Below are 18,720 nucleotides of genomic sequence, written 5' to 3' on the forward strand. Positions count from 1 at the left end.
GGACAACGCGCTCCGGCAACCTCTAGGAGTCAATGTGGACACCACACAACCGGTGGTCGAACGATCAGCCATCAGGAAGGTCGCGATCCGGCTGGTGCCGTTCGTTGCCTTGATGTTCTTCATCAATTACCTGGACCGGACGGCCATTTCGTTCGCCGGCCCGAACGGCATGAATAAGGATCTGGCGCTCTCCGCAGCGCAGTTCGGCTTCGCGTCGGGCGTCTTCTTCATCGGTTACATCCTGCTGGAGATCCCCAGCAACCTGGCCCTGCACAAGTTCGGTGCGCGCCGTTGGCTGGCCCGCATCATGGTCAGCTGGGGCATTGTGTCCCTCCTGTTCACCTGGGTGGGCAACGTGGACCAGCTCTACATCCTGCGCTTCATCCTGGGTGTGGCCGAGGCCGGGTTCTTCCCCGGCGCCATCCTCTTCCTGAGCCTCTGGGTTCCAGCAAAGCACCGCAGTAAGATCCTTGCCCTCTTCTACTTGGCACAGCCGCTGACCACGGTGATCGGCGCTCCGCTGGCCGGCGCGTTGATCCAGCAGCACGGCGTGTTCTTCGGGCTTGAAGGCTGGCGCTTCATGTTCTTCGGCGTCGCCATCCCGGCAATCGCGATCGGGATCATTTCCTGGTTCTTCCTGGCCGATTCCCCAGCCAAGGCCAAGTGGCTGACGTCTGAGGAAAAGACCTGGCTGACCGGCGCTCTCGCAAAGGAAAAGGAAACAACCGCTGCCAGCAACAAGCACGTCAGCGTCCGTACCGTGTTCGGCAACGGCCGCGTTTGGATGCTCTCCCTCATCTACTTCGGCTTTATCTACGGCCTGTACGCACTCGGCTTCTTCCTGCCGACCATCATCAAGGGTTTCGAGACCCAGTTCGGCACGAAGTTCGACGTCTTCCAGCAAGGGCTCATCACCGCGATCCCGTACTTGCCGGCCGCCATTGCCTTGTATTTCTGGTCCAGGGACGCCACCAAGCGCGGCGTCAAGACGTGGCACATCGCCCTCCCGGCACTGACCGGCGCCGTCAGTATTCCGTTGGCGCTGTTCGCTGGCTCCCCGGCCGCCACGATCGCCGTCATCACCATCACCGCCATGTCCATCTTCGCGGCCCTTCCGAACTTCTGGACCGTGCCCACGCAGTTCCTTACCGGCGCGGCAGCGGCAGCGGGCATCGCCCTGATCAACACGGTCGGCAACCTGGCAGGCTTCAGCGCCGGCTACGTCACGGGCTGGCTCAAGGACTGGACAGGCAGCTACACGGTGCCCATGTTCGTGGTGGGTGGCTTCATGCTCCTGTCCTCGATCCTGATGGTTACCCTCAGCCGCCAGGGCAAAGCCAGCGAAGGCGTCCCCGCTGAAGCACTGGACCCCGCAGGCGCCGGCCACCACGCCGAGCCTTAACTGCGGGCTCACCCTCCCAACTGACTCGCAGTTGTTGTCGTTTTGAGCGTCATAACGACAACAACTGCCAGTCAGTTGGGGCGCTCCACCCACGAAGCCCGCCCGCCGTCCGGCACCACCCAATCCTCGCTATTAGGTCCAGGAGTTCCGTATGACCCGCTTGTTCAATGAGCCTTCAGCCTTCGCTGACGAAATGATCGAAGGTTTCGTCGCATCGCACGGCCGCTGGGTACGGCGCGTCTCCGGCGGCGTCGCCCGCAGCACTCGCAGCACTCCCGGATCGGTCGCGCTGGTGATCGGCGGCGGTTCGGGCCACTACCCGGCCTTCGGGGGGCTCGTCGGCCAAGGGCTGGCCCACGGCGCCGCGATGGGCAACCTGTTTGCCTCACCTTCCGCGCAGCAGGTCTACAACGTGGCCAAGGCTGCGGACAACGGCGGCGGCGTGCTTCTGGGCTACGGCAACTACGCCGGCGATGTCCTGCATTTCACGCAGGCCCAGGAGAAGCTCCGCAAGGAGGGAATCGACTGCCGCAGCATCGCCGTCACGGACGATATCTCCAGCGCCCCGCCGTCCGAGCGTGCCAAGCGCCGCGGCATCGCCGGGGACCTGACCGTCTTCAAGGTCGCCGCCGCCGCGTCCGAAGCCGGCTATACGATGGACCAGACTGTGCAGATCGCGGAACGCGCCAACCACCGCACCCGTTCCTTCGGGGTCGCTTTCAGCGGGTGCACGCTTCCCGGCTCGGAGCAGCCGCTCTTCACCGTCCCCGAAGGCCGCATGGCAGTCGGAATGGGAATCCACGGCGAACCCGGCATCGGCGAAACCGACATCCCGACGGCGGATGAGCTCGCTGAGCTGATGGTCGCCAAGCTCCTCGCCGAGATCCCTGAAGGCATCGAGGCCAATCGTGCGCGCGTTGTCCCCATCCTCAACGGCTTGGGCAGCGTGAAGTACGAGGAACTTTTCGTGGTGTACCGCCGCGTGGCGCGGCTGCTCGCCGAGACGGGGCTCGACGTCGTCGATCCCCAGGTGGGCGAGCTCGTCACGAGCTTCGACATGGCAGGCACGTCCCTGACCCTCTTCTGGCTGGACGAGGAACTCGAACAACTCTGGCTCGCACCGGCCGACGCACCGGCCTTCCGCCGCGGGGCGGTCACCTCGCAAGCGCTGGCGTCCGACGACGCCGAGCTGGCCGACGTCGAACTTTCCATCCCTGACGCTACGGCTGAGTCCCGCGAGGCTGCCGTCCGCGTCCTCGCAGCCCTTGGAGCCGCCAAAGACGTCGTAGATGCAAACGCTGGCGAACTCGGCCGCATCGATGCGATCGCCGGAGACGGCGACCACGGCATCGGCATGGAACGCGGAGTCCGCGCCGCAGTGGAAGCCGCGGCAGACGCCGTCGTACGTGGTGCCGGCGCGGCCACCACCTTGCACCTCGCCGGGGACGCCTGGGCTGATAAGGCCGGCGGAACCTCGGGCGCCCTATGGGGCATGGCGCTGCGGGCCGTCGGCGACGCCTTGGGAGACGCCAACGCGCCCGACGGCGGTGCTGTCGCCGCCGGTGTGAGCGACGCCGCCGCGGCGATCATGAACTTCGGCAAGGCCAAGGTGGGCGACAAGACCATGGTGGATGTCCTGGTCCCGTTCCGCGACACCCTCGAAGCCGGCGTGCAGGACGGCCAGTCCCTGACCGAAGCGTGGGGCGCCGCCGTCGCCGTAGCCGAGTCCGCGGCCGAAGCCACCGCCCAACTGCTGCCTCTCATGGGCCGCGCCCGCCCGCATGCCGAGAAGAGCCTGGGCACCCCGGACGCCGGAGCCGTTTCGATGGCCCTGATTGTCAAGGCAATCCACGAGTCCCTCCTCAAGGAGAACACCGTCGAAAACAGCATTAAGGAGACAGCATGAGCACCAAACTGCGCCTGGTCATAGGATCGGACGACGCCGGATTCGAGTACAAGGAAGCCCTGAAGGCCGACCTCGAGGCCAGCGAACTGGTCGAATCCGTCCACGACGTCGGAGTGGACGCCATCAGCCACACCCCTTACCCGTCCGTGGCCATCGCTGCTGCCGAGCTCATCGCCGCAGGCAAGGCCGACCGAGCCCTGCTGGTATGCGGCACGGGACTGGGGGTGGCTATCGCCGCCAACAAGGTCCCCGGCATCCGCGCCGTCACCGCTCATGACTCCTTCTCCGTGGAACGGGCCATCCTGAGCAACAATGCCCAGGTCCTCACCTTCGGCCAGCGCGTCGTCGGCCTGGAATTGGCCCGCCGCCTCGCCAAGGAGTGGCTCACATACACCTTCGACGAGTCCTCGGCGTCCGCCGAGAAGGTCACACTCATTAAGGACTACGAGAGTGTCACGTCCTGCTAAACCCGCTGTGAGCGCCGGCGCGGTCATAGGCGTCAGCCTGAAGATGTACTTCGGCTACGAACGCACACTCGAATACTGCCGGGAAGTGGCCACCATCGCGGCGGCGCATCCGGCGGTCCTGAGCGGCGAGATCGAGTTGTTCGTCCTACCTGGGTTCCCGACGATGCCGGAAGCAGCGCGGATCCTCGGTGCTGCCGGCGTTGGCACCGGAGCCCAGGACATCTTCTGGGAAGACGAAGGGGCTTTCACTGGTGAAGTCAGCGGAAAGATGGTGGCAGAACTTGGCGGACGCTATGCCGAAGTCGGCCACGCAGAACGCCGCCGGATCTTCGGCGAGGACGGAGCAATCATCGGGCTCAAGGCTGCAGCGGCCTACCGCAATGGCCTCACCCCGGTTCTCTGCGTCGGCGAGTTGAACTCCGGCTCACCCGAAGAGGCCGTCGCCCACTGCACCGCCGAGATCGACGCCGCCCTCAATCGGGCCGAATCTCTCGGACCAGCCAGCCGCACCATCGTGGCCTACGAACCACAGTGGGCCATCGGCGCCCCGGAACCGGCCACCCCGGAATACATCAGCGCCGTGGTCCGCGGCCTGGACGAGCACCTCCGGAACCTGCGGGGCCAGGCCCAGAGCAGGGTCATCTACGGCGGCAGCGCAGGACCCGGACTGATCAGCCAGTTGGACATGTCCGTCGCTGGCTTGTTCCTAGGCCGCTTCGCACACGATCCGAAAGCGCTCAAGACCATCCTCGATGAGGCTGCAGCCCGCCTCGCGGCAACCGCTGCAGTATCGGCGAACGGGGTGCGGGCATGAGCACGATCGGCCTCAGCAGCTACGCGTTCTTCTGGCAACTCTCGGACAAGGTCACCGAGCCCCTCAGCATCCACGACGCGCTGCGGCGCACTGCGGAACTGGGCGTGAAGCTGTTCCAGATCTGCGACTACGCTCCCCTGGAGCATATGACCGACGACGAACTGGCAGCCGTCCGCGCCACCGCGGATTCCCTCGGCATCACGCTGGAACTGGGCACGAAGGGCATCCGCCCGGACCACTTGCGGAAGTTCCTGCAGATCGCCGGGATCCTCGGCTCGGAGCTGTTGCGCACCATGTTCAACGCCCCGGGCCACACCCCCGACGCCGACGAAGCCACCGCAATCTTCACCGAGATCCTGCCCGAGTTTGAGGCAGCAGGCGTGCGGATCGCCGTCGAGACCTATGAACAGGTTCCCACCGCACGGATCCTGGACGTGATCCGCCGGGTGGACAGCCCATACCTGGGAATCTGCAGCGACCCCGCCAACACCGTCGCGGCGCTGGAGATGCCCCGCGAGGTGATTGACGCCGTCGCGCCCTATGTCTTGAACATGCACATCAAAGACTTTGCGTTCAGCCGCAAAGAGGGGTGGGTCGGGTTCACGTACTCGGGCGCACCGCTCGGCGAGGGTCTTCTGGACTATGACTACATGGCCGGAAAGATTCAGCCCGCGCAAAGAAACATCAACCAGATCGTCGAACACTGGCTGCCCTGGCAGGACTCAGAGGCGGAAACCATCCGTCTCGAAAATCAGTGGACCCAACAAAGCCTCGAATTCCTAAGGAGCAAGTGAAATGTCAGCAGAACAATTGACCGTCGCCGTTGTCGGAGCCGGTGGCAAGATGGGGATGCGCGTTTCCGCCAACCTCCAGAAGAGCAACCACACCGTCACGTACAGCGAGAACTCCCCCGCCGGCCAGGACCGCGTCCGCGCCGAGGGCCGCGAGATCACCGCAACCGACGACGCCGTCAAGGGCGCCGACGTCGTGATCCTCGCCGTGCCGGACACCGTCCTGGGCATCGTCTCCGAAGGCGTCGTCCCGCAGATGAAGCCCGGCTCGATCCTGCTCACCTTGGACCCCGCCGCCGCCTACGCCGGACTGCTGGCCAAGCGCGACGACGTCGTCCAGGCCGTCGCCCACCCGTGCCACCCGTCCGTGTTCCTTGAGCGCACTACCAAGGAAGAATGGGCCGACACCTTCGGCGGCCAGGGCGCCCCGCAGAACGTCGTCGCTGCCATCGACGAAGACGCTCCCGCAGCCACCCGCGATGCCGCCGAAGCGACCATCCGCACTATCTACGCGCCGGTTATCGACGTTCACTGGGTCACCGTGAAGCAGCTCGCCATCCTGGAACCCACCCTTGTGGAGACCGTGGCCTGCATGATCGGCACGCTCCTCAACGAAGCGCTCCACGAAACTGTGCACACCGCCGGCGTCCCGGAGGAAGCGGCCAAGGCCATGCTGTTCGGCCACGTGCAGATCGCCCTGACCAACGCCCTGCGTGGCTCCAACCCGTTCTCCGAGGCCTGCGAAATCGCCATCCAGTACGGCAAGGACACCATCATCAAGGACGACTGGAAGAAAATCTTCGACGACTCCGAGCTGGACGGCGTCATCGCCAAGATGCTCAAGCTGGACGCCGTCAAGCGCTAGGCGGCACGGACACGTCCGGAGAAAGAGAAGCTGTGGCTGTCTCTCCTCACGAACACACCGTTCATCGAAGACTGGCTGCCGCGTGGCAGCCAGTCGATGATTGATCCTGGACCAAAGAATCGCAGGGTTGATGCGCTGTTCTAGAGCCCTGTTACGGAGTATCGACGCTCTATCCCGGCGCTGGCGCGGCCCCATTCACTTCTAGTGACGCGGTCCTGGTGGGCCCTGAAGGCCGCCTCATCGCTGAACCTCTCGTCAACCTGCCACACCACCGGGTCGTCCGTGGCGGTCACGTGAAATGAGATACAGCCGGCCTCGGCGCGCGTCAGGGCGACGTGGCGAGCAAGGTGGAGGACGACGACGGCGACCTCGTCAGCGTTGCGGCACACGAGTTGTCCGCTGAGATGAACCAGTGTCATGGAATAATCCTCGCGCATCCCGCGCCTAGACGTAGACCGCGTTATCGGCCGCGTGGATCCCCAAGCCTTTACTGCCCGCCCCGCGCCAGCCATCATGAAATGAGGCGCAGGGACTTCGCCGACCGCCACAGCACGGCCGCTCCTTGCCCGGCGGAGGCACAGCGACATGTCACCCAGGATCGAGCCTGCGGACCACGCCCCGGCAGGCACTCCCCCTGCGGCCCCGGACCGATTCCTTGCCGACTACTACGAACACGTGGCCGATGACGATGTTGGAAACTACACCGCGGACACGCTCCTGGAGCGTGCACGGTACCACCGCTCGTTGGCCGAAAGGCGGGCCCCCGGCCAAGCTGTGATCGGCGTCCTGAACGAAGCCGATGCCAGCCTCGTGGCGATTGTCACCGACGACATGCCCTGCCTGGTCCCCTCGGTCACCGCCGAAATCGCCAGGGACAGCGCCCCCATCCGGCTCCTGGTCCACGCCACTTTTACGGTCACCCGGGACGCAGCCACCCATCGCCTGACCGACGTCCGTCGCGGACCCGTGCGGACGGGCCTTCGGTCCGGCGTCGAACCTTCCGCGTCGGTCACCGCCATTAACCACGACGACGGCGGGCCCCTCACCGAGGCGTGGATCGCCGTTGAGATTTCCCGGCTTCCGGATGACGCGAGTGCCGAGCGCCTCGTTGAGCGGCTGCAGAACGTCCTTGGCGACGTCCGGGCAGCCGCAGAAGATACCGCCGCGATCCATCAGGAGCTTGCCGACGAAGTCCGCCGTTTGGACGGATTGTCCCAGACCGTTCCCGCAGCGCGGGAGGTCCAAGAGTTGCTGCGCTGGCTGGAGGACGGGAATTTCGTGTTCCTCGGCTACCGGGGCCGCCGGGGCCTGGGGCTGCTTAGGAATGCGGAAGTGGCCGTCTCGGGAGGTGCGCCGTCCGCAAAACCCGGCGCAGCTCCCGTCCTCAGCCTTACGAAGTCCACCCGCCGTTCAACGGTCCTCCGGCGCGCCTACCTCGACGAAATCAGCCTGACCGCGGATGACACAAGCGACGAACGCACTTTCGTTGGCCTTTTCGCTCCCAGCTCGGCTTCCCGCTCGCCGCTCCAGATTCCCGTCATCCGGGACACTGTGGACGAGGTGCTGCGCACGTTCGGCTACTCGCCCACATCACGTCGCGGCAAGGAGCTCCTGGCAGTGGTGGAGGCCTATCCCCGCGACGAGCTCTTCCACATCGATGCCCAACGGCTGGCCGAGCACGCGCGCGAAATCCTGCGCCTCCAAGAACGGCACAGCACACGGTTGTTCCTCCGCCCGGACTCGCGCAACCGGTTCATGACGGCACTCGTCTTCCTGCCGCGCCAGCGCTTCAGCACGGCCGTCCGGCTCAACATCGAACGCGAGCTTCGCGAGGCCTTCGGCTCCGAAGAAATCGAGTTCGAGCTCCGGCTGGGTGAATCCGCCATGGCCCGCGTGTTCTTCCGGGTCCTGTTGCCACACGAGGGGGCGCCCGGCGTCGTAGATCCTGCGGTACTGGAGCAACGGATCATCGCTGCCACCCGGTCCTGGGCCGAAGGCCTGGACGAGGCCCTGCACGCAAGGTTCCCCGCGGCCGAGGCCGCCCGGCTGTCCAGGCAATGGGCCACCGCCTTTCCAGCCAGCTACAAGGCCGACTACGAAGTGGAAGACGCGATTCAGGACATCGTACGGTTCGAGAGTTTCGCGCCCCGGGACGGGGACATACCAGATGCCGACGCCGCAGACCCTCTGCTGACCGTGTACAAGCGCCCGGGGACTGCCGTCCTTGCGGAGGATGCGCGGATTCGGCTCTATTTGACCCGCCCGCAGAGCCTCACGCAGATTCTGCCCATCTTCCACAACCTAGGCTTGCGCGTCCTGGACCAGCGGCCGTTCGACGTGCAACGTGCCGACGGACGGTCCTTCTTCCTATACGACCTAGGGCTTGTGTACCCGCGCGGAGTTGATCCGGTGGGAACGGGCGAACTGCTGGCCGGTTCGTTCTGCGCCGCGATGCGGGGAGATGCGGAGTCCGATGCTTTCGATGCCCTGGTCATCCGGGAGGGGATTGACTGGCGGCGGACAGCCATCCTGCGTGCGTATGCGAAATACCTTCGGCAGTTGGGGAGCACCAATTCCTACGGGTTCATCGCGGACACGCTCCGCGAGAATGCCCGCGCAACCCGCGCTTTGCTTTCACTTTTCGAGGCGAAGTTCGATCCGGACCGGTTCGAACCTGACCTGTTCGATCCTGAACTGCTCCAGCCGAAACCCGCTGACCCGGTGCCGGCTGGAAGTGACGTGTTCGAAGTGGACGGCAGCAAGTACACCTCCAGGACACGGGCCACCTACGCCGCCCGCAAGGAACTGGCGGAAGCCATCGACGCCGTACCGGTCCTCGACGCCGACCGCCTGCTGCGTTCGCTGGCGAGCCTGGTGGAGGCCACACTGCGTACCAACTTCTACTTGGACAAGCCGTACATGAGTTTCAAGCTCAACCCCTCCAACATCCCGGCTGCGCCGGCGCCCCGGCCCCTGTACGAAATTTGGGTCTACTCGCCGCGGGTAGAAGGCGTCCACTTGCGTTTCGGCGCCATTGCCCGCGGTGGCTTGCGCTGGTCCGACCGCCGTGAAGACTTCCGCACGGAAGTCCTGGGACTCGTGAAGGCCCAGACGGTCAAGAACGCCGTGATCGTTCCCACCGGGGCCAAGGGCGGTTTCTACCCCAAACAGCTTCCCGATCCCGCCGAAAACCGGGCGGCCTGGCTGGCCGAGGGCCAGGAAAGCTACCGGATCTTCATTCGTGGACTGCTGGACATCACGGACAACCTGGTTGCCGGACCCGACGGCGGGACGAACGGTCGCGTCGTCCCGCCCCAGCGCGTCGTCCGGCACGACGGCGACGACTACTACCTCGTAGTGGCTGCGGACAAAGGCACGGCCACGTTCTCCGACATCGCCAACGCCCTGGCCGAAGAGTACGGATTCTGGCTTGGCGATGCGTTCGCGTCCGGCGGTTCGGTGGGCTATGACCACAAGCAGATGGGCATCACCGCGCGCGGCGCCTGGGAGTCCGTGCGGCAACATTTCAGCGAGCTGCTGATCGACTCCAGCACTGAGGATTTCACGGTGGTGGGCATCGGCGACATGAGCGGCGATGTGTTCGGAAACGGCATGCTGCTTTCAAAACACATCAAACTGGTGGCGGCCTTCGATCACCGGCACATTTTCCTGGATCCCATGCCTGACCCGGCCGTTTCCTTCGCCGAGCGGAAGCGGCTCTTCAAGCTCCCCCGCTCGTCCTGGGCCGACTACAACCCTGCCAAGCTCAGCCCCGGAGGAGGAGTGTTCTCCCGGCTCGAGAAATCAATCAACCTCGCCGAACCGGTCCGCCTCGCCTTGGGATTGGATGAAAGTGCGACGGCGATGACCCCGCCTGAGCTGCTCAAGGCAATCCTCAGGGCCCCGGTCGACCTGCTGTACAACGGCGGAATCGGCACCTACGTCAAGGCCTCCACGGAGACGCATGCCGACGTCGGAGACAAATCGAACGATGCCATCCGGGTCAACGCCGCCCAACTGCGGACCCACATCATTGCCGAGGGTGGAAATCTGGGCATCACCCAACGGGGCAGGATCGAAGCCGCGCTGGCCGGGATCCTCGTGAACACCGATGCCATCGACAATTCCGCAGGCGTTGACTGCTCGGACCACGAGGTCAACATCAAGATCTTCCTTGACCAGATGATCGCGGCAGGCAAGATGTCGCCAAACGAAAGGACGGTCTTCCTGCACTCCCTCCAGGACGAAGTAGGACGGCTTGTCCTGAAAACCAACGTTGACCAGAACGTCCTCCTACTCAATGACAAGCAGTTGGTCCTCCAATGGAGCCCCAGCTTCGAACGGACCATGGACTGGCTCGACTTGGCTACGGACCTGGACCGGAAGCTTGAATGCCTGCCGAGCACCGAGGAGCTTCGCGAACGCGTAGAGACCGGGGCGGGACTGACTGCGCCTGAACTCGCTGTACTGGCTGCCTATGCCAAGATCGAGCTGGCCAGGGAACTGACCGAAGGTGGGCTCGCGGACGATCCATGGTTCTCGCAAACGCTGCGGGAATATTTCCCCCGCCAACTCTCGGAACGGTTCGGTGATGACCTTTCTATGCATCCCTTGCGCCGCCAAATCGTGGCCACGGTGGTCGCCAACGACATGATCAACCTCGGCGGCATAGCCTTCGCGTTCCGTGCCATGGAAGAAACGACCGTTTCGGCGGCCGCGGTGGCACGCGGATTCGTAGTGATGCGCCATATCTGGGACTTGGATTCCGTCGCTGAAGCCCTGGCCCGAGTGCCGGCAAGCATTCCCAAGGAGCACGTATGCGCTGTGGCCTTGGACATGCGGCGCCTCCTCGACCGATCCACCCGCTGGTACGTCACACACGATTTCCGGGACAAACCCATTGCGGATGCCTTTGCGCGGCTCGGACGGCCCATGTCCCTGATGCGGGCCAATTTCACGAGCTTCCTGCACGGCATCAACCTGGACCACTCGTTGAACCGCCTTGCCCACACTGATTCGGTGGGCCTGCCACACGACTTGGGCCTCCGGGCCTCCGAACTCCTGGTCAGCTACGGCCTCTTGGACATTTCCGCGATCGCTGAAGAACTGCAGGAGCCGGTCGCGGGTGTGGCGGAGGTCTACTTTGCCGTGTTCGAAAGGATCTCGGCCATTCCCCTGCTGGAACACATCACGCTGTTGCCGCGGGACACTCACTGGGAAGCGTTGGCGCGCGCAGCCCTCCGTGACGACATGTACCTGGTTCTTGCCGACATGACCAAGGCGGTAGTCCGGCACACTCCACGCTCCTCGGAGGCAACTTCCGACCCCGTAGAGCGGATCATGGATTGGGAACGCGGAAACACCGAACAACTCGCGCGCGTCCAAGACACTATCAAGGCGGCCATCAAGCCGGGTCCGGTGGACATCGCGGCACTCTCGGTGGCCGTGAAGCTCCTCCGGGCGATGGTCCGCCGGTGACCCAAATCCCAGAATGACAGACATCCCATGACACTTTGCTATCTTTTATGCAGGAATTGCCGCTCCCCCTCCCCCCGCGGCATCCCGCAGAAGGAGGCCCCCAATGAGCACAGCCACAATAGAACACAACGAGATCCATTTGTCCTTTTCATCCGTCGATGAGGTCCACGCAGGACTTGACCGTGCTGTCGGCACGCTCATCGAAGCCGCAGCCGAAAACGGCCGTTGCGGGATCCTTGTGACCCGCCGCGAGCCCGGAAGCTACACGGTTGCCCTGGACGAGTCGGTCCCGTTCGGCCAGACGCGCGAGGTCCTCGCCGCCTAGGAACAGGTACAGACAACAAAACCGGGGCTTGTTTTCCAGACCACGCTAAGAAGGCGCGGAATGGAAACAAGCCCCGGTTTCTCTGGTCTAAAGTGCTTCTCTATGGTTAGTCGGCGACTCTGCCGGCTACACCCGACGCAACTCCACGCCGTCGGACTTCATGAAAAGCTGCTTGGCGGCTTCGTCGGCGCCGGGTCCTGCAGGTTCAAGCCACACAACGTTGCCGCTGCCCGAGACTTCCTGCACCTCCCCCGCCGCGACCACATGTGCGTGCCTTACGACTTCGATCCGCTCCCCCACCTTCAACGTTCCCCAATTGGAAACGACGGCGGACTGTGCGATTCGCCTGGACAGGACTGTCCCGCGTGCCTTCATTGAACTTCTACCCCTTTGTGGATGTTCGTTGTTTTCAGTTGTAAACGGAATTTCCCCGGCAGGCCCACGACATCGTCGGCGTGGACATGCCGTACCCCATAAGTTCTACTACACAGAAAAGCGCCCCGGGGCACGTATTGCCAAACATTTCCGGGGCGCTTCCTAATATTCACTCGAACGGTATTTTGTTCGGCGTCAGGCGAGAATTCCGATGGCGGATTCGGCGGCCGCACGGACCTCTCCGGCGCCTACAAGACGGTCCGCTGCTTCCAGCTCAGGTGAGAGGAAACGGTCAGTTCCAGGGCCGTCGACGACGCCGCGCAGCACCTCGATCACGGCGGCGCCAGCAGGCCCCGGAGTGAGTTCCCCACCGGACAGTTGGGTGCGGATGTCGAGGGCACGGGTGCTCGCCACGAGTTCCACGGCCAGGACGCGGCGCAGGTTCTCGATGGCCTTGCGGAGCTTGCGTGCCGCGTGCCAGCCCATGGAGACGTGGTCCTCCTGCATGGCGGAGCTCGGGATGGAGTCCACCGACGCCGGAACGGCCAGGCGCTTGTTGTCCGAGACGAGGCCGGCTTGGGTGTACTGGGCGATCATGAGGCCCGAGTCCACGCCGGGATCGTCGGCAAGGAACGCCGGGAGTCCGTGCGAGCGGGCCGGGTCCAGCATGCGGTCCGTGCGGCGCTCGGCGATGGAGGACAAGTCCGCGACAGCGATCGCAAGGAAGTCCAGCACATAGGCCACCGGGGCGCCATGGAAGTTTCCGTTGGAAGACACTCGGCCGTCCGGGAGGACCACGGGGTTGTCGATGGCAGCTGCCAACTCGCGGGAAGCAACCAGCTCAGCGTGCGTCACGGTGTCACGGACCGCGCCGGCCACCTGGGGTGCGCAGCGGAGCGAGTATGCGTCCTGGACCTTGGTGTCATTGACGCGGTGCGAAGCAACGATCGGCGAGTTGGAAAGCACCCGCAGCATGTTGTCTGCGCTGGCAGCCTGGCCCGGGTGGGGACGCAGGGCAGCGTGCAGCTCCGGCAGGAACACCTGGTCCGTGCCGAGCAGTGCCTCGACGCTGAGCGCGGCGGTGATGTCCGCCGTCGTGAGCAGCAAGTGCAGGTCAGCGATGGCCATCAGGAGCATGCCGAGCATGCCCTCGGTGCCGTTGACCAGCGCGAGGCCTTCCTTTTCCGCCAGGACTACCGGCTCGATACCGTGCGCGGCGAGGAGCTCGGCAACCGGCTTCTTTCCGGCGGCGCCATAGAGCTCGCCGTCGGGGCCAGTGGCTTCGCCTTCGCCCATCAGGACCAGGGCGCAGTGGGACAGCGGAGCAAGGTCGCCGGAGCAACCGAGGGATCCGAATTCACGGACCACGGGGGTGATGCCCGCATTGAGGACGTCCACCATGGTCTGCAGAACCACGGGACGGACGCCCGTACGGCCCGATGCCAGGGTCTTGGCGCGCAGGAACATGATCCCGCGGACCACTTCGCGCTCCACGGCGGGGCCCATGCCGGCGGCGTGGCTGCGGATCAGCGACTTCTGCAGCTGGGTACGGAGCTCGTTGGGGATGTGGCGGTTGGCCAGGGCACCGAAGCCCGTGGAGACGCCGTACGCCGGAACCTCGCTGTGGGCGAGGCCGTCGATGTGGGCGCGGACTTTGGCGACCGTGTCTAGGGCTTCCTGGGAGATGGTCACCTTGGCGTCGTGGCGTGCGACGGCGACGACGTCCTCCGGCGTGACTCCGCTGGAGCCGAGGATGACCGTCTGGCGGCCAAGGGATGTTGCTGTGATGGTCATGTTTCCTACTTGCTTTCTGTCATGGGGATGCGGACGCCGCGTTCTTTGGCGACCTCGACGGCGCGTTCGTAGCCGGCGTCGACGTGGCGGATGACGCCCATGCCGGGGTCGTTGGTGAGGAGGCGTTCGAGCTTCTCGGCGGCGAGGTCGGTGCCGTCGGCGACCGAAACCTGGCCGGCGTGCAGGGACCGGCCGATGCCGACGCCGCCGCCGTGGTGGATGGAGACCCAGGTGGCGCCGGAGGAGGTGTTGATCAGGGCGTTCAGCAAGGGCCAGTCGGCAATCGCGTCGGAGCCGTCGGCCATGGACTCGGTTTCCCGGTACGGGGAGGCGACCGAGCCGGAGTCCAGGTGGTCGCGGCCGATCACGATGGGGGCCTTGACCTTGCCTTCCTTCACGAGCTGGTTGAAGAGCAGGCCGGCCTTGGCGCGTTCGCCGTAGCCGAGCCAGCAGATGCGGGCCGGGAGGCCTTCGAACTCAACGCGTTCCTGGGCGGCGTCGATCCACTTGTGCAGGTGCTTGTTCTCGGGGAAGAGCTCCTTGATGGCTTCATCGGTGACGCGGATATCCTCCGGGTCACCGGACAGTGCCACCCAGCGGAACGGGCCCAGGCCCTCGCAGAAAAGCGGGCGGATGTAGGCCGGGACGAAGCCGGGGAATTCGAAGGCGCGGTCGTAGCCGCCCTTGCGGGCCTCGTCACGGATGGAGTTGCCGTAGTCGAAGACTTCGGCGCCGGCGTCCTGGAACTCGACCATGGCCTGTACGTGCCGGGCCATGGAAGCCTGGGCCTTCTTGGTGAACCCTTCCGGGTCCGCCTCGGCCTCGGCGTGCCACTCGGCCACGGTGATGCCCTCGGGCAGGTAGGAGAGCGGGTCGTGGGCGGAGGTCTGGTCGGTCACGACATCGATGCTCAGCTCGCCGGCCTGGTGGCGGCGGAGCAGTTCGGGGAAGACTTCGGCGGCGTTGCCGACGTAGCCCACGGACCAGCCGCGGCGCTCTTCCTTGGCCTTGAGGACCTTGGCGATCGCGGCGTCCAGGTCGGTTTCGACCTCGTCCAGGTAGCGCTTGCCGGCGCGGCGGCGCAGCCGGGTCTCGTCCACGTCCACGATCAGGCAGGCCCCGTCGTTCAGGGTCACGGCCAGCGGCTGGGCCCCGCCCATGCCACCACAGCCGCCGGTCAGGGTCAGGGTGCCTGCCAGCGGGCCTTCGGTGGAGCCCTCGGCGGCCGGCGCCGGGTGGCGTCCCTCGGCGGCAAGCTTATTCCCGACAGCGGCGAAGGTTTCGTAGGTGCCCTGCAGGATGCCCTGGGTGCCGATGTAGATCCAGGACCCGGCGGTCATCTGCCCGTACATCATCAGGCCCTCGGCCTCCAGCCGGCGGAACTCGGGCCACGTCGCCCAGTCCCCCACCAGGTTCGAGTTGGCCAAAAGCACCCGTGGCGCCCATTCATGGGTGCGGAACACGCCCACGGGCTTGCCGGACTGGACCAGCAGGGTCTCGTCCTTCTCCATGGTCTCCAAGGTCCGGGTGATCGCGTCGAACGCGGCCCACGACCGCACCGCACGGCCCGTGCCGCCGTACACCACCAGGTCATCCGGGCGCTCGGCGACCTCCGGGTCCAGGTTGTTCATCAACATGCGCAGCGGCGCCTCGGTCTGCCAGCTCTTCGCGGTCAGCTCGGTACCGCGGGCGGCCCGGACAGGACGGGCTCCGGTAGTGAAATCGGCGGGTGCCATGGTGACTCCTTCGTCTCTGGAGGTTGCTAGGTGTTAGTCCTTCTGTATCCAGTAGAGCCCTTCGGCAACCGTCTTGGAACGGCTTTAGGAAGGGTACTGTCCGGGATTACAGACTCAACTGGCGCGGGTGGGGTAGGAAGCTATTGCCCCGGGCGGCCGTGGATGCGCACGGACAGCTCGTCCGCTGTTTTCTGGATGCGGGCGGCCAGCGCCGGCCATTCCTCAGCCGGCACCCGGTCCTCGAGGAACGTCACGGCGACTGCCGCCGTCGGCCATCCCAAATGGTCGGTGACGGCGGCGGCCACCGAGCCGAAGCCTGGCGTGACTTCGCCGTGTTCAGTGGCGTAGCCGCGCTGCCGGACCTGGTCCAAGTGCGAGGACAAGGCTGAGTACTTCATGATGGGCGATTCCATCTCATGCCGGGCCGTGAAGGCGGCGGCATTCGGATACAGGGCCCTGACCTGCGATTTCGGCAGGGCGGCCAGGATGGCACGCCCGCTGGCCGTGAGGTGGCTGGGAAGCCGGACCCCGACGTCGGTCACCAGGGACGGACGGTTCTTGGCCCGCTCTTCGACGATGTAAAGCACATCGCGGCCATGCAGCACGGCCAAATGCGCGCTCTCGCCGATCGCATCCACGAGGGCAGCCAGCATCGGGCGGCCGAGGCGAGACAAAGGCTCTTGCCGCGAGTAGGCCGAACTGAGTTCAAAGGCGCTAATGCCCAGTCCGTAGCGCTGTTCCTCGTGAAGGTGCAGGACGAAGCCGTTGGCCTCCATGACCCCGAGCAAGTGATAGACGCTGGACCGGGGCAGGCCCAGCGCGGTAGCGATGCTGGACGCTGCCATCGGGCCTCGCCGGGAAGCAAGCAACTTCAGGATGCGCAGGGTGTTCTCGGCGGCAGGGACCTTGGAAGCGGCCCGGCCTTGGGTGGACGGCTGTATGGTCATGGCTCCTCTTCGAGTGCACTGTCATCCCCGGCACACCCTTCTGCCGCAACGGCGAAAGGCGGAGTGTCCGGGATCCCGTACTTAAGCGTGCGCCCCATGGCGCGGTTCGGAAACCAATCAGACCATTAACCTGTCTGGAATACCAGACATCTGCAAACCTATTGTGCTAGCCACCGGCCGGTGCGACGGCGACTACTACTTTGCCTCGTGCGCCGCGGCCGTGCGCATACCGGATTGCGTCGGGAGCTTCGGCGAGGGGAAAGGCCTTGTCGATGAAAGGCGTGACCTTGCCTGCCTCAATCAACCCCGTCAGGAAGCGCAGGTCTTCCTGGCGTTCCACGGCGATCAGGCCACTCAGCTTTTGGCCCAGGAACAGCGACAGAATGGGCGCCCGAAGAGCGCGGTCGAAGCCACCCAGCCAACGGCCGCCGCCTTCCCCGCCGACAATGACGAGCCGCCCCCGGGGGGCGAGCGCCCGCCGAAGCTGCTTGAGCGGACGGTTGCCCGCGGTGTCCAGGATGAGGTCGTATTGCCTGGTTCCACCGGTGACATTTTCGCTGGCGTAATCGATGACGTCGTCTGCGCCCGCCGATCGGACCACCTCCATTTTCGGCACGCTACACACGCCAGTAACCACCGCGCCGAACGCCTTCGCCAACTGGACGGCGAACAATCCCACCCCGCCCGCAGCACCGATGATCAGGACCTTCTCCCCCGCTTGCAACTTCCCACCGTCCCGGAGGCCCTGCAGGGCGGTAGTGGCCGAAATCGGGACGGCCGCGGCCTGCTCGAACGTGAGTGTGGAGGGCTTCGGGGCAATCTTCTCCTCCTTGGCGCACGCGTATTCGGCAAAGGAACCTTCGCACGTTCCGAAGACCTCATCACCCGGCCGGAACTGGGTCACTTTCGCGCCGACGGATTCCACCGTGCCCGCCACGTCCCTGCCACGGATGCGGTTCTTGGGCTTCCTTACCCCGAAGCCGAACGCCCGGGTGAGGTACGGGAGGCCCGTCATCAGATGCCAGACGCCGGGGTCGACGCCGGCAGCGCGGACCCGTACGAGGACCTCGCTTTCGCCGGGGACCGGTATGTCGACGTCAGCGAACTCGAGCACATCTTCGGAGCCGTAACTGTCTTGAACGATCGCTTTCATGATCTTTCTCCTTCGCTGTCCGGGTACTGGAACACGTCGTCGAGCGGCACGTTCAATACACGGGCGATTTGGAATGCCATTTCAAGGGAAGGCGAATAGCGGCCCTGCTCGATGGCAATGATGGTCTGCCGGGTTACCCCGACACTGTCCGCCAGTTGCGCTTGGGTCATTTCATCGCGGGCAAAGCGGAGGGCCCGGATGGAATTGGTGACTTTGGTCGGTTTCACCACGGCTGGAAACCCCGGCGGTAGGCGATGATCTTCGCAACGGATCCGAGCACTGCGGAGAGAACGAATGCCAAGTAGATGACGTTGGCGATCCAAAAATAGTCCAACCTGGTCATGGCCATGATGAGCGCCGCCACTGCGCCAATAATCACGAACGACTGGCCGACGTACTCGCCAAAGCGATAGATCTCCTTGTCCCGCTGGTCCTTCCCCGCGTTCTTGGGAGAAGCAATCCGGATCAGGATGTGAAGCACGATGGATACCCCAATCGACGCTCCGATTGTCCAGAGCATGGGCGCCACATAGGGAACCTGGGTCAGCGGAGTGCTTGCCGCGCCGCCCAAGACGATGATGAGGTACGCCGCGTAGGAGCCCACCGCGAGCACGCCCATGATCCAGGCACTCTTTTCTTCGAATGACATTTCGACTCCCATGTAAAA

Annotated in this window: 16 protein-coding genes; 8 read left to right on the plus strand and 8 right to left on the minus strand. The window is 64.9% G+C overall.

From position 1 onward, the window contains the following. Nucleotides 1–34: 34 nt before the first annotated feature. From AC3ANQ_RS21955 to AC3ANQ_RS21980, 6 genes are all read left to right on the plus strand, one after another. Entirely contained in the window at nt 35–1,402 is a 1,368-nt protein-coding gene (locus AC3ANQ_RS21955; protein WP_488302994.1) for an MFS transporter, read from the plus strand. 151 nt (nt 1,403–1,553) lie between these two features. Continuing rightward, entirely contained in the window at nt 1,554–3,308 is a 1,755-nt protein-coding gene (locus AC3ANQ_RS21960; protein ID WP_488302995.1) for a dihydroxyacetone kinase family protein, read from the plus strand. Then, nucleotides 3,305–3,775: a ribose-5-phosphate isomerase gene (locus AC3ANQ_RS21965; RefSeq protein ID WP_488302996.1), complete on the plus strand. Its 471-nt coding sequence runs from the start codon at nt 3,305–3,307 to the stop codon at nt 3,773–3,775. Before AC3ANQ_RS21960 ends, AC3ANQ_RS21965 begins: the two co-directional genes overlap by 4 nt. After that, a complete protein-coding gene (locus AC3ANQ_RS21970; protein ID WP_488302997.1) occupies nt 3,759–4,589 on the plus strand; it encodes a triose-phosphate isomerase family protein in 831 nt (276 codons plus the stop codon). Before AC3ANQ_RS21965 ends, AC3ANQ_RS21970 begins: the two co-directional genes overlap by 17 nt. After that, complete coding sequence (locus AC3ANQ_RS21975; protein ID WP_488302998.1) at nt 4,586–5,383, plus strand: sugar phosphate isomerase/epimerase family protein; 798 nt, start codon at nt 4,586–4,588, stop codon at nt 5,381–5,383. Before AC3ANQ_RS21970 ends, AC3ANQ_RS21975 begins: the two co-directional genes overlap by 4 nt. A 1-nt stretch (nt 5,384) precedes the next feature. Beyond that, nucleotides 5,385–6,245 carry a phosphogluconate dehydrogenase C-terminal domain-containing protein gene (locus AC3ANQ_RS21980; RefSeq protein WP_284754727.1) on the plus strand — a complete coding sequence of 287 codons (861 nt, stop codon included), beginning with the start codon at nt 5,385–5,387 and terminating at the stop codon, nt 6,243–6,245. Nucleotides 6,246–6,385: 140 nt separating this feature from the next. Here AC3ANQ_RS21980 and AC3ANQ_RS21985 read toward each other — a convergent pair whose 3' ends face one another. Then, a complete protein-coding gene (locus tag AC3ANQ_RS21985) occupies nt 6,386–6,664 on the minus strand; it encodes a putative quinol monooxygenase (RefSeq protein ID WP_488302999.1) in 279 nt (92 codons plus the stop codon). 166 nt (nt 6,665–6,830) lie between these two features. Between AC3ANQ_RS21985 and AC3ANQ_RS21990 the strand changes: the two genes are divergently transcribed. Both AC3ANQ_RS21990 and AC3ANQ_RS21995 read left to right on the plus strand, forming a co-directional pair. Continuing rightward, nucleotides 6,831–11,723 carry an NAD-glutamate dehydrogenase gene (locus AC3ANQ_RS21990; RefSeq protein ID WP_488303000.1) on the plus strand — a complete coding sequence of 1,631 codons (4,893 nt, stop codon included), beginning with the start codon at nt 6,831–6,833 and terminating at the stop codon, nt 11,721–11,723. Nucleotides 11,724–11,826: 103 nt separating this feature from the next. Then, the gene (locus AC3ANQ_RS21995; RefSeq protein WP_488303001.1) at nt 11,827–12,048 is read left to right on the plus strand and encodes a hypothetical protein; all 222 of its coding nucleotides are present in this window, start codon (nt 11,827–11,829) and stop codon (nt 12,046–12,048) included. Between the two features lie 126 nt (nt 12,049–12,174). Here AC3ANQ_RS21995 and AC3ANQ_RS22000 read toward each other — a convergent pair whose 3' ends face one another. From AC3ANQ_RS22000 to AC3ANQ_RS22030, 7 genes are all read right to left on the minus strand, one after another. After that, nucleotides 12,175–12,423: a hypothetical protein gene (locus AC3ANQ_RS22000; RefSeq protein ID WP_059388455.1), complete on the minus strand. Its 249-nt coding sequence runs from the start codon at nt 12,421–12,423 to the stop codon at nt 12,175–12,177. A 195-nt stretch (nt 12,424–12,618) separates the two neighbouring features. After that, nucleotides 12,619–14,217, minus strand: a complete 1,599-nt coding sequence (gene hutH / locus AC3ANQ_RS22005; RefSeq protein ID WP_488303002.1) for a histidine ammonia-lyase — start codon at nt 14,215–14,217, stop codon at nt 12,619–12,621. A 5-nt stretch (nt 14,218–14,222) separates the two neighbouring features. Continuing rightward, entirely contained in the window at nt 14,223–15,953 is a 1,731-nt protein-coding gene (gene hutU, locus AC3ANQ_RS22010; RefSeq protein ID WP_488303003.1) for a urocanate hydratase, read from the minus strand. A 140-nt stretch (nt 15,954–16,093) separates the two neighbouring features. Further along, nucleotides 16,094–16,900: an IclR family transcriptional regulator gene (locus AC3ANQ_RS22015; RefSeq protein WP_488303004.1), complete on the minus strand. Its 807-nt coding sequence runs from the start codon at nt 16,898–16,900 to the stop codon at nt 16,094–16,096. 166 nt (nt 16,901–17,066) lie between these two features. Continuing rightward, complete coding sequence (locus tag AC3ANQ_RS22020) at nt 17,067–18,053, minus strand: NAD(P)-dependent alcohol dehydrogenase (RefSeq protein WP_488303005.1); 987 nt, start codon at nt 18,051–18,053, stop codon at nt 17,067–17,069. Then, entirely contained in the window at nt 18,050–18,283 is a 234-nt protein-coding gene (locus tag AC3ANQ_RS22025; RefSeq protein ID WP_488303006.1) for a helix-turn-helix transcriptional regulator, read from the minus strand. The genes AC3ANQ_RS22020 and AC3ANQ_RS22025 overlap by 4 nt, the downstream gene beginning before the upstream one ends. Beyond that, the gene (locus AC3ANQ_RS22030; RefSeq protein WP_488303007.1) at nt 18,277–18,702 is read right to left on the minus strand and encodes a hypothetical protein; all 426 of its coding nucleotides are present in this window, start codon (nt 18,700–18,702) and stop codon (nt 18,277–18,279) included. Before AC3ANQ_RS22030 ends, AC3ANQ_RS22025 begins: the two co-directional genes overlap by 7 nt. Nucleotides 18,703–18,720: the final 18 nt, after the last annotated feature.

Source organism: Arthrobacter sp. DMZ02-1R, assembly GCF_057747935.1.